The sequence below is a fragment of the Thalassomonas actiniarum genome (assembly GCF_000948975.2).
In the GTDB taxonomy this organism is placed as follows: domain Bacteria; phylum Pseudomonadota; class Gammaproteobacteria; order Enterobacterales; family Alteromonadaceae; genus Thalassomonas; species Thalassomonas actiniarum.
The window spans coordinates 2064334-2077580 of record NZ_CP059735.1 but is presented as its reverse complement, the minus strand read 5'-3'; the positions used below and the strand labels follow the sequence as shown (position 1 = coordinate 2077580).

General features: G+C 37.8%; 8 protein-coding genes. 2 read left to right on the top strand and 6 right to left on the bottom strand.

The window, feature by feature from the left end; translation table 11 throughout:
* The first annotated feature begins 263 nt into the window (after positions 1-263).
* Entirely contained in the window at positions 264-1247 is a 984-nt protein-coding gene (locus SG35_RS08985) for a DNA cytosine methyltransferase (protein ID WP_044830900.1), read from the top strand.
* Positions 1244-2413, top strand: a complete 1170-nt coding sequence (locus SG35_RS08980) for a restriction endonuclease (protein WP_044830899.1) — start codon at positions 1244-1246, stop codon at positions 2411-2413. Before SG35_RS08985 ends, SG35_RS08980 begins: the two co-directional genes overlap by 4 nt.
* A gap of 115 nt (positions 2414-2528) precedes the next feature.
* On the opposite strand, the gene SG35_RS08975 is transcribed toward SG35_RS08980, so the two are convergent.
* The 6 genes from SG35_RS08975 to SG35_RS08950 form a co-directional block, all read right to left on the bottom strand.
* Positions 2529-3395 (bottom strand): HNH endonuclease, encoded by an 867-nt coding sequence (locus tag SG35_RS08975; protein WP_044830898.1) that lies wholly within the window; start codon positions 3393-3395, stop codon positions 2529-2531.
* 226 nt (positions 3396-3621) lie between these two features.
* Positions 3622-5268, bottom strand: a complete 1647-nt coding sequence (locus SG35_RS08970; RefSeq protein WP_044830897.1) for a hypothetical protein — start codon at positions 5266-5268, stop codon at positions 3622-3624.
* On the bottom strand, positions 5256-6428 hold the full coding sequence (locus SG35_RS08965) for a DEAD/DEAH box helicase (RefSeq protein WP_044830896.1): 1173 nt from the start codon (positions 6426-6428) through the stop codon (positions 5256-5258). The genes SG35_RS08970 and SG35_RS08965 overlap by 13 nt, the downstream gene beginning before the upstream one ends.
* Positions 6428-8293, bottom strand: coding sequence for a DUF1998 domain-containing protein (drmB, locus tag SG35_RS08960; RefSeq protein WP_044830895.1), 1866 nt, complete (start codon positions 8291-8293; stop codon positions 6428-6430). Before drmB ends, SG35_RS08965 begins: the two co-directional genes overlap by 1 nt.
* A complete protein-coding gene (locus tag SG35_RS08955; protein WP_044830894.1) occupies positions 8293-11481 on the bottom strand; it encodes a helicase-related protein in 3189 nt (1062 codons plus the stop codon). Before SG35_RS08955 ends, drmB begins: the two co-directional genes overlap by 1 nt.
* A gap of 4 nt (positions 11482-11485) precedes the next feature.
* On the bottom strand, positions 11486-13147 hold the full coding sequence (locus SG35_RS08950; RefSeq protein ID WP_044830893.1) for a nuclease-related domain-containing DEAD/DEAH box helicase: 1662 nt from the start codon (positions 13145-13147) through the stop codon (positions 11486-11488).
* Between the last annotated feature and the right edge of the window lie 100 nt (positions 13148-13247).

The window sequence follows — 13247 nt, the reverse complement described above, 5'->3', positions numbered from 1 at the left end:
GTTGTTATTATGGATTAAAATCATAGTTTCCCTATTTTTACACTTAATAGAAAAATTACCTTACTTTCACATTAACTTAGAAACAGCCTCACAAAAACTAAGAATATATAAACAGGCTTTTCAGTCGATATAAGGATAAACAATAACCCCAAAAATAAAGAACATAAAATATACAGTGAACTAAATAGCACTAACAAGTTCCTTCGGTTATGCCTAAAAGCTTGTTAGAATAACAATATTAATTAATATCACCTTTAAATATAATGCCAAAATTTGTAGATTTATTTTGTGGAGGCGGTTTCGGAGCCAGGGGAGCTGTCAATGGTGGCGGAGAACCACTATTAGCTTTAGATGCATGGAATATCGCAACTGAAACATATAAATTTAATTTTCCCAATGCGGAAGTTATTACTGACTTCATTGAAAAAGTAGATCCTTTTATATACCAAGATCGAATTAAGCCTGATGTTCTGCTTACATCCCCAGAATGTACCTCTCATTCTATTGCAAAAGGAGCAAAGCCTGGTTCAGAAAAAAGCAGGGAGACTGCTATTGGCATTGTTCCCTGGGTTGAAGCAATGCAACCTAGGTGGGTCATCGTTGAGAATGTTAATAGAATGAAAAAATGGGATAGACACAATGAGCTTGTTCAAACCATTGAGAATTTAAATTACACTGTTAGCGACCTACTTCTTAATTCAGCCGATTTTGGTTCTGCACAAGCCAGAAAAAGAATGTTTTTAGTTTGTGATCGTGATGGTACTATGGTTACTAAAGATCAACTTATTAAGTTCGGCAGCCAAAAGAGGTTATCCGCCAACGACATTATCAAATGGAACGGAAATTATAATTCCACTCTTCTATATAAAAGCGGTAGAGCAAAACCCACAATAGAAAGAGCCGAGAGAGCAATAGCTAAATTAGGGCGAAAAAAGCCTTTCATCATTGTTTATTACGGTTCAGATTATGCTGGTGGTTGGCAATCTATTGATGCCCCACTCAGAACTATTACAACAGTGGATCGGTTTGGCCTGGTTACATGGAAAGGAAACACTCCCTATCTCAGAATGCTACAACCTGACGAGTTAAAAAAAGCAATGGGTGGTGGAGACGAACACCAACTTCCTCATGGTAATAGACGTGAAAAAGTAAAACTCTGTGGTAATGGGGTTTGCTCAGAAGTAATGACAGCCATATTTAAATGGATAAGCTCCAATCAAAACAAGCATGTTTTAAATAAAGTATGATTACTCTAAATTTAGAGAAAACATCTTTAGATGTTGACCAAATCTACGGTGGCTCTCGAAACGGTAATGCATCAGATGATCCATTGCCCAAATTACTTGGAGTTGATAACCAAGCTGGTTTTAGACATTTAGGCAAGAGGCCTGAATTAGAAACATTAAAAATGATAGTTTTAAAATCAAGTTTCAAAGAACCTGACTGGCCTGATTTTCTTGATACAGAAACAGGGATTTTTACTTATTACGGTGATCGACGTAGCCCAGGAGAATTGCACGATACACCTCGCCAAGGAAATAAAATATTAAGCAATTTATTTCAAGAAACCCATACGCCCCAATTAAAAGATCACTTTCCTCCAATTTTTGTTTTTGGTAACACTGGTGTATATCGAGATGTTCGGTTTATCGGCTTGGCTGTACCAGGCGCTGAAAATATAGGGCAAGATGATGACTTAGTTGCTTTATGGAGAGCTACAGGTAGCAATAATATTCGTTTTCAAAACTATCGAGCAAAGTTTACTATTTTAGATGTTTCTACAGTTTCACGACTGTGGATTAAAGATATACAAAGTGGAAAAAACTTATTATCTGAAAATGCTCCAAAGCCTTGGGTAGACTGGGTACTTAAGCGTAAATATACTCCTCTTAAGGCACCCCATAGCATTGAAATTCGCGATAAAGATCAACAGACTCCATCGACGCCTCAAGACATAAAAATAATCGAATTGATTTATTCAACTTACAAAAAAGATCCTTATGCATTTGAATTATTTGCTATTAAAGTAGCGCAATTAATGTTACCAAATATTAAAAACTGGGAACTAACACGTCCGTGGAGAGATGGAGGCCGCGATGCTACAGGAATATATCAAATAGGTACTGGAGGTAGCTCTATTGATGTTGAATTTGCTCTTGAAGCTAAATGTTATCAAACTAAATCAGGGGTAGGTGTAAAAGAACTTTCCAGGTTAATTTCGAGACTGAGACATAGACAATTTGGTGTACTTGTTACAACATCTTATCTTTCAAACCAAGCATATAAAGAATTAAAAGAGGATAATCACCCTGTTGTTATTATTTCTGCTAAGGATATCGTTGATACGTTAAAGTGTAGAATAGGTACTTTCGATAATATTCACACATGGCTCTGCAATGTAACTATAAACTAACAAAACTTTATATCCTCTCTTATTCCCCCTAACGCTACACCATAAAAAAATGGAAATGCTTGTTTCTAATTAACAAAAAAAGCATAGTAAATTTAAGTGTAAGGCATTTTTTAATTTAATCATATCTATACCATGATTGATATTTATTCGATGTAACGGCTTGCCCATCTCTCTTTTCAGTCTGATTGCACTCCTTGCAAAGCAGCTGAATATTAGAAATATCATTTAAACCATGTTCAGCTAGGGGTACTATATGATCATAGTTTTCTAAATTTTCAATATTTACCATCCCTGACAAATCCTTATCACAGAGTACACAACGCCCCCTATCCCGGAAGAATACAGCCCTTTTTACCCATTTAGGTATAGATTTCCGCACCAAAACTCCTGGTTTAGCAAATAACACAACTTTTTCTTCTGGGGGTGGCGCATCTTTTTCAAGTTTGAGGCTACTTGCTATCATCTCATTAAAGAGCAGTAGCAAACCTCTATTTTGGAATAGTACATGAAACACTTCTTTTACAGTATGTTGAATAAGTGTCTCATATTCAATGCTAAGTCTGATCTCAGACATATATTCATATACATCATCTTCACTGCAAGTAATAAAAGATTTTCCATGTTCTAATAAATATTCTTCAAAACTTAAATGTTCAATAGAATGAAAAACAAAAGCCAGCTCTATTGGCAACTTATTGGGTTTCATATCCATAATTGCAGCTGGTATATTTTTATATTGCTCAATCAATTTTATTCTTCGATTAAGCTCAATTTCAGAAGTTTCTTCGTGATAAATGTCTTCTATAATAAATTCAATAAAGTAGTGAAATGCTGAGTACTTTTGAAAAGGCTCTACTAAGTAAAATATTCCATCATCCCCGTAGAACTCATGAAGGCTGCCCCAATATTCTAATTGATCATGCAGCACGTTCCTTATTACATTGCAAAAGTAATAAGTTTCATAAAATTTAGCTTCTAACACTATACCCCCCCTGAAATTTAACGCTTAGATAATTAGGAAAATGGTAGTTATTTAGATGCGCAGCAGCTAGTTATCATTTTCCCTTATTTATTAAATTATTATACTTTTCCATGCTCCCTCCAGCCGTTACAAGCACCATCAACTTCACTTGGTTCAGAAAGAAATAATAATGCTCTAAAATTAAGGGATGACCCCTTCGGGCATACCTTTCCTATTGGCGCAACGGTCAACTAAAATTAGCCATTTTCACAATGTAATTCAATATCTTGTCAAACTCCTCATTTACTATATTATTAATTATGAGTTTTGCCTCTATTACAATGGCTTTATGTTTTTCAGAATAAGAATAGTTACAATACATTGATTCCTCTGAATTTCTTATCAGTAATTCTATAGCCATTTTTTTTGTTAATGTCTTTAATTTCGAACCAGTTAATGGCAAGTAAGGTGTAACCAAACGAATTGCATCAAAACCAGCATCTAATTGTTTAAAAAATACTATATATAAAGGCTGACACTCTCCACTATTCAATTGTATATTGAAATATAATTCATTACTGTCACCGTCATAATTTAGAATATAGCCACTTGCTACAACCTTATGTAAAACCCTTGCTAAACTACTGTTTGGTGCAAGCTTTAAACACATCAGAACTTCTTTATTAATTTTATAAACTAGAGAAACACCACTAGTATCAGGTTGCAATGAAGTACTTAATGTTAAACCAGTTCTACACCATAACCAATCCAACAAAGATTTAGTAAAGTTATTAAAAGTATCGTAATTTCCTTTATACTCACCTCCCATTCGGCATAGACCCGTTGTATAACCTGCTAAAAATACAGCTATTGAAAAAACTACTGGACCTGGTGATATAGTTGAATTAAGAGCATTTTTAAGTCGCTCTAAGTCCGGCCTTAACAAAAAAAGAAGAACCGCTCTCTTGAAAATATCACCTTCATCAGCAAGAACTGGTACTTCTATATCAGCATCAATAACTCTCTTGATATAAACCAGCCATTTTTCATTTTCTTCAGTGATACCCTCTATCTGATTTTTAAAGCATTCCTCAACCTTTTCAAGTACGTATAGAGGATCAAAGCCATCTTCAATATTAAAAGACTGCAGTATTGGTAACAAATGGTGGAGAATTTCTTTGTCTGCTTCAGAAATATTAAACGTCTGTTTAGGAAGGTTCATGACTGAAACTTTAACATTTTCAAGTCTATAAGAATCTAAACAAACGATTAGTAAATTAAGAATATATTCATAATTGGAAATATCACAAATAGCTAATTGTTCTAGCGCTTTAATTCCACCACCAAAAGAATCAATAAAAGTTATATAAGGGGCAATATTTTCAACTTCACTAGGTGTTAACTTTATATCATGCTCAATTACACTAACATCTTTCAATATTTTAAAAATACTACGTTCTGCAATAACATCCTCAGGTAATCTCACCAAAAAATCTGCTATAGCATCATCCGTATGCATATATATAACAGATATGCTGCTCAGTGGTATTGCAGCATTCACCACTAAAACATTTTCATTATCATCGACAATAAAACCATCGCAGTACTTCATAATCGCTGCGCTATTACATTCAATAACAACAATTCTCTGGTCGTCAACAAGGTCTATATATTCACTTGACGTTGGAATACCTTTTTTCCAAAAAGGAATTGCCCCATTAAATTCTTTTCGACTATCTTCTTTATAACGGAACTGACTAGCAGCAGGAACAATCATTCCTGCCCCTAAAAAGGACATCAAATTCCTTTGGTTGGTTATATAAAAAAGACTTTTAGCTGTCGCTATATTAAAAAGCCCCCCCTGCACGCTAGTATTAGTAATTATATTTTCCACTTAAGAACCCCTTGTTCAGGTGTGGGTAATATTTTTAAGATTTTTGGCGCTTCATCACAGTCCGAATATGAGAGTTGCAAATATTTCCTAGCTCTGCTAATCATCACATACATTTTCATTTTAAAGAAATCTTCATTAACACCATCCGTTTTATATGATTGAATCTGAGGTATAAAAACACCATCAAATTCAAGCCCCTTACAACTTTTATCACAAACGATAGTAATGGTCCCACCTTTATGAAAATTTATCGTTTTGGCCTCTGTACCAGACATATATTTTTGTACTGTAAAGTTTTTCTCTTCTGCGATTGGCGTAATTGCAACATCTACTCTTTTCAGAGTTGCAATATCGGGCACTATAACGCCTGCGGATAGGTCATCATTATTATGAAGCCAATTGACAATAGAGCGGACTTCTTTTTCAAGCGTATCAAAACTTCGGAGCTGAGGTATTAATCCTTTAATACTTTTTGGGACCTCTGGTACACCTGTTGACATCCCTATATGAAAGTAACTTGCTAGTTTTGCTATTGGCCTGGTATTACGATAATTCGCCGTAACCTCATACATCTCAATCCCAGGCATATAATTCTGAATATCCCTGATTGTTGAATTACGTTTCTCTTCCATACGCTGGTTATCATCAGCAAAAATTGTAACTGCCGGCGCTTTACGTCCATTTACCACATTGCTTTGTGACTTTAAAAAAGTCAGAAATAAATAAAATTCTTTTGGAAAATCCTGCCCTTCATCGATAATCAAATGATTCCAATACATATTGGGTAGATTGTTAACTTTACCTTCTATAATTAAACTTACCATCTTTTTGAAGTCCGGCAGGTATTTTTCAAGTTGTGGCATATTTAAGCGGCGATGGCCTTTTCTCCATAAGCCATAAACCCATGAATTCCATGTCTTCGTGTTTATGTCTATAGCAAGCTCTTTAACTGAACGTTCTACATATCTGTTGAGGAGCTTACTATGCATTATAAGGTCTACTTTTTCTTCTTTTTGTCGAAGAATAGCTGCACGATATAAAGCCAGTACTGTTTTACCCGTTCCCGGCGGCCCGACGCAAAGCACAGGTTTATCAAAAGGGGCCTCCATCAAAAAATCTTCTTGCTGTTCAGTCAGTTCAGCGCGCCTTGGTAAACGCATTAAACAGTATCCTCAATTAGTGATATAAAACGGTTAAAATAACCGGTTGTGGGCTCTCCTTCCCGACCAATCAGCACAGTACGGTCAAGCAAACTATTAGCATAATTACAACTCGTTTCAGCAACTAGCGTGCAAGCATGGCACGCAGCTTTATTTAACCCTTGTATCCCCTGGTGTTTTAATTCGCTACAAATAGGGTCACTTGAACACCAATTAGCACGAAATAAGGCCGTTTTAAACGTACCGTATAATCTGTCCGGTAAACCTTCCCTAACCAAGCCACCAAGGGCTCCTTCGCTATCTGCAGATGCGGTATAAATCAATATACCTGACATACCCTTTTCTTTATCCGAATATATGCGTTCTGATAAAGACGAGGAGGAATAACCACATTCAAAACAAAGTTGCCTGATTAGTAAGTGTGCTAATGTGTGTAAAAGAACAAAGCGATCTGTCGCTTCAGGTAAAAAACCCATAGAAGACTTTTTTAACTTATCACGTATATCCGCTAATACATGAGCAGGTAACTTCTTTTCCCAGTCATCAAGAGCTACTTTATCAAGTGCGATGAAAATACCTTCTCCATAAATTTCTGTTGCAGGTAACCAATTAACATTTGCACCTAAAGATGGTGAAACGATATTTTCATAGTTAGGCTCCAATCGCGTAAAGCCTTTAAGTGCCCTTACTATACGCAATTTCTTTGCTAATGTTACCTGTGAAATTAACCGCCGAAACTCCTCCCAAGCGATTAGTTCATTATCTTGAAGGTTCAACGAAAATGACGCTAAATCTACTTTATCAGCTATAAATTCTGCGCCGGGTAAGCTTTTTGGCGGTGTAATAAATGCTAACCATTCATCTAACAGTAGATCTTCATCATCTAAGACTTCATCAACCTCTTCGGAGCTTTTCTCATTCTCTTGAAGACACTCCCATACAATTTGAGACGTAACACCAAGCTTTTGTAGTTTTTCATCATCAACAATAGGCTGGATAAAAATTTTAGCATAAGGATCATCGTATGATTTCGCCAAGCCCTTTATACTTTTCAATGGTTCCCATTTAGGATGTACTCTAATTAACTCGAATATAGAATCCTCATCCTTTTCTCCTACACGTATATCAATAGCGGATTCAACAACTGGATAATACGCATTACTCGCTCCCCTTTGCACAACTTGCGGTGCCTGGTCACAGAAATCAGCAAGATCCTCTTTCTGCCAGGGGTGGGTACCTTTACATCCTTTTGTGCCTTGGTGCCTTTTCATTAAGCCATCTAAAGAATCTTTGAATGGCAAACGCTCCAAATTATTCTCTGCTTTGCAGTTTAAACAGTAAATAGACAAGGACTGCAACCCAGCTCCTTTCTCAGGTGAAGACTTAAACTGAAGCTTATGGTTTTGACAACCACCTTTTGAGCCAATATGTGCCCATACTCCCCATGGTACATCTGTTAAATGGCCTTTTTTGCACACAGCCATAAAACGCATAGGTACCAACTGACTCTTTTTGCCACAAGGTAAACAGTACGGGTGTTCTCCTTTTTTCTCCCTAGTAGGTGACCACTGCACCATACCTCTGCAAGTTGGACAAAACAACCAAGTTGGGAATCGTAAATAAGGCACAGGTTTGCCACTTCGATATGCGCCCGGAAATAAAGCTCGTCCTGCAACAGGTGCCCCCCTGAAACCTTGTACCCTTAAAACACGTTCTAACCGGGGTAGATGAATATCCGGATCTCCATGGACATCCCATTTTATAGTATCCATAGCAACAAAGGACTCGGAGCCAAAATCATAGATACCACCTACACCAAAAGGAGTAATCGTCTGTGAACGTCTAACAGTTCTATCAACAGCCATTAGCTTTCTCCCCATACGTATACATTACAATCACTATCAACATTTCGCATCGAATTGAGGGTAGGCCATGGGATTTCCGGTTTACTGGCAACATCTGCAGAGTATCCGGTCAATAAAGATTCAATGTTTGGTGACGCACTAGCTTCATAGCGCAGTAAAATTCCACTCTGGCAAGCAAGCTCGGCTTTTTCCTGCCACTTATCAATGCATGCATCCAAGTAATTGCTAATTTCCTGTTGTACAGTTGAATCTTTATATTCAGCCGCTAACATTCTTTTTCTTAATTTATCAATTACAGAGGCAACATCAGCTTTATTCTTATCAAAATTCTTAGCGCCATCATTACCTGATAAACCAGCACAATAACGCATTACAATAGTTAAAGCTGCATGTACGGCACGTTCCATGGCAGGTAGTGCATATGGTGTAACGCTGGTTGGTTCTACCGCCCGGTAAAGAGCTTGATGATATGGTACAAAAGATTCATATTGCGAACGATCTCGAGCCTTATTATTTGGATAGAAGGCGACGACTAGACCAGGTACTTCATCACGTCCAACACGCGAAGATGCCTGTATATACTCAGAAGTAGTCTTCGGTTGTCCATTCATCATTATTAAACCTAAACGTTTAACATCAACACCGACAGAAAACATATTCGTACAAGGTAAAGTATCAATTGAATTAGTATCTCCCTTCGGAGCTTTCAGCGATTCAAGTATTTCAGGTATTTCTTTTGAGGAAATATTAGCTGACATTTCCACAGGTTGAATTTTTCTTGGCTGAGCGCTGTTTTTAGCTATCACTTCCGCCCGTTTAGGAATATCATCGAGCGACATAGTCATAGTTTTTCCCAATTCGCGTCGACTATTATGGAAAATAACTTGTGTCCAGTAACCATCTGCTGCCTGTTCAGACAACTCAACATCAATGGCGGATTGTGCTAATGCAGCGCTGCAGTGTACAAGAGAAGTGACGGGAGTGTGATACTGCCCCATTACACCAATATATAAACGACCAGGGTTCACATCAGTAGAATCCTCTTCTCTTGAGAAATAAGAATCTTCAGCAGTCATTCCTGAGGGAGGAAAGACCATACAGTCACGAGCATACAATTTTCTCACCTGATCATGAGCACGTCTTATAGTCGCGGTAGCAGCTATATATTTAGGATTTGCACCTGAACGCTTCATGACAACATCCATTGCGGCTTCATAAACGCCAGCAATAGTCCCAAGGGGGCCCGAAATCAAATGTAACTCATCCTGCAATATTAACGAAGGAGATTTACGCTGCTCCCTCCCACCCTTAAAAAATGCCCCTGGCTCATCACGTAAAGCTAACCGGGCAAACTTATCAATAGTTCCAATTAAAAATGAAGGTGGGCTAGCATAAAGACCTTCGTCTATTACTTGCACAGGTAAATGAGAATGAAATGCACAAGCTTTTGACGGACAGAAAAAATTAAAACTAGATGCACTGGCATGAATACCATAATCCGACGGTTCATCACTTTGCTTAGCAGGGATTATACGAGTACCACACCATGGACATTGCAATAATTGAAAGGGGTTTTCCGGTTTATCCTGTTCACGAATCCTTTTGTACTTTTGAAGAGCACCTAATGATTGTTCTTGCTCAGAGTGAAAATAGTTAGGTGTCGTTGATTGTCCCACCCAAAGTCCAAGGCTAAATGGCTCATCTCCCCATTTTTCAGGATTTGAATCTCTCACTCTTTCACATGCGCAAATCAATGTAGCTGCACGCTGAAACTGTTGGGTAGTCAACAAACGTAAGGTATATCGAAGAATAACAGCCGTCCCCCCTCCTATATCTCCATGTTGATAACGACGGTGAAATAATTCGAATGCTGCTACTGCCAAGTAAGCTTCAGTCTTGCCACCACCTGTGGGGAACCAAATAAGATCAGCAATATCACGATCATCTGAGTTACCATTGCCAATAGATTCAATCGTCAATAATTGAAATGCCAATTGAAATGGTCGCCAGTTTTTAATTTCCTCACCTTTGTAATTAGGTGCATTAATTACAAAGCTATTAGCGTCACGAATGCTACCACCAAAGTTTTTCCCTGAGTGAACCATTTGCATTAACATAACTTGATTTGCTAATACAAAACACTCCCTTGCACCAGCATTTTCGCAAAGATACTTCAAACCTGCCAGCATCCTTTCTACCGCTTTTTTCAAGCGACAAGTAATACGGGCAGCTGCGTTCTCTAAGCCTTGTGGTATATCCCGCTTCGTTTCATTTTCGACCCATACACTATAACTAGTGATAAATTCTTCTAATCTAGTTCTTTTGAGTTGCCAACTTACACTTTCATCAGACAGAAATTGCAGAGAGAAAACTTCACTATTTTTTAGTTCATGATTACCGGGTAACGCAGAAGTAACAGGCGGTACTTCATACTCAGGAATAAAAGAAGTTTCCACAGCCTTAATTACAGCCTGCTCCTTAACGTTATCCCACATTGGTGCACAACCATGACCAATCGCAAAAGTTTTTTTATGTTGATATATTAGCGCTAATTCTTCTTCTTCTGAATCCCAAGAAAAGCGGTTAGGTGAAGGGTAGGCACCAATATTCCCGTTAATAGCAGTACAACGAAACCAAACTTGATGAATCACATCCTCTGGATCCAGTTTACCGCCATCAGCCTGTCTTGGATTTAGCAAGGTTATCGTAACAAGATATCCTGCCCCCATTTTTCTCCATTTAGAAACCAGCTTCCCCCTCCCCTGAAGAACATTTTCAATCTCTTCTCCAGCCCCTGGCGTTAAAACATGCTCTTCAGGGACTTCTTTTGTTGCTATTTCATGACGACGCCACCTTTTTTCTACTTTATTATAAGTAGCTGCAGCAAGCTCTACGCATACCTCAGGCGTGTCTTCTGCTGACTCAATAAAAAACGATAAACCTACAGAGGCTGATTTAAGCTGATATGCCATTGCGATCGGGTCATCACTAATCCAATCTTCCTCTTCTTCCTGCGAAATTTTTATACCAACACCCTGGGGAAAAAGTGCTCCCATCAGGTAATAAGTATGTGGCTCATCTTTCTCAAGCATGCTTTCATCAGAACCATTGGCCGGGCCTATTAACTGCGCCCGTAGATAATTAACAATCTTTTTTCTATCGGCAGCTAAGTGTTTTTTATTTCCCATCAGTTTATCCGTTCCTGTTTTTGTGCAGGTAATCAACATACGCCTGTTCGTTTTCCAAACGTCTTTCATCAAACCAAGCTTGGTGTTTCATCGGTGTCGCCATCCACAACACCGAGTTAGCTCGTGTCATTGCGACATATAGCTGATTGGTAGAATGTGTTCTTGCTAACAAAGCATCCAAATCAATCAACATTACATATCGATTTTCAAGCCCTTTGAAATCCCTTATTGAACTAAAAGACAATTGCGTGTCCAACCACCTTTCACCGTAACTATCATTAATAATGACAATCTTTCTTCGCCATCTTTTAGAAAGTTTATTGACCACACTTTCTTCAAAATTAAGTGGTGAAAGTAGTGTAATATCTCCAAGGGATACACTTTCATCATCGACCCAAGAAGTTAATTGTTCTTCTATCAATGCAAGTTGTGCTTCACTAGAATCAAAATGAAGATTTTTCCAAATAACGGGGAGACCATCGGCACGAATAGGAAACTTTCCAATATCCCCACCCGTGTACATAAGAGTATGTTGCGCTATCTGGAGTGTATTACGACAGTTACGGGTTAAGGGCGCTTTAAAACTAGACTCTTCTAGATACTCTAAGGCACTTGCGTCGTAATCCGCGTAAAGTGAACTTTGGTTATTCGGATCCATAAAAACATACCAACGACCACTATTTAGTCCCTCAGCAAATAAGCTATCCAATATATCGATACTTTCCACATCCAATATATCTTGTCCCTCGTCAACAATAAGTACTGAAAAATCCAATTTTTCTCCCCTGGAAACTTTAAGTTTCAAGCTATTAAAATTAACAACTTGAACCTCTGTTTCCGTTAACCAGCCACCTGCGAACGAGGCTAATACAGGACTCTGGCAAACAAATAAAACATTCTCTTTCTGTGCATCCAAAACTTTACAAGCCCGTATTGCCACCAACGTTTTTCCTGTACCAGCAGCACCTTCGACAACAACCTGTTTATTCGCCAGTATCATGTCCACAGCCAAATATTGTTGTTCTGTAAGGCTAATCATCTGTTGCCAGCTATCACCAACCTCAGCCAACAATGACTTTTCTCTATCAAATTCAGTTCTCAAAGCGCTACAAATAATGGCAACTTCTTCACTAGTTAAATGTTCGGCCTTACCTGTACACCCTACCCAGTATTTATATAGTTTCATTAACCAAGATCTTAGTTTTTTGCGATCCCAGTCGATAGCATCAAAAACAATATCTTTTGTCAATTCAATACCAACATCACCTAATTTTACATCAGGAAACATCACTCCAAATCCAAAATTAATTTTATCAAACTTGATATTTAGTGATTTTTCCCTAAGCATTTTTTCCAAAGCAAACCTAGCGCTTTTAGCTTGTTCAACAGGACTTTCCTTCAAACGTTTAACATTGTCATCACGATCTTTCGTATACCAGCTCCCTTGTTCAACTGACAACCTTCCTCCTTTAACTTCCAAAATAAGGATCCCGCGATTGGAGACAACCACAAAATCAGCTTCTGCCCATTGTTTTTTTTCATGTTTAGGAATATTCAGAGAATGAAATACTGTCGCCCCTTCTATATCTGTTTGTTCAAAAACGGGAAATAGCTTTTTTTCGGCCTTACTTTCAAATTTATAAACGACTATTGGATTCATTTTCATTATAATTACAGCTCCATTTGCAACTAGGCATGACACTTGGCAGAGTTACTCTTTATTAATATTTTCAATAATTTTTCTATATTTTAGGTATAAGTGATTA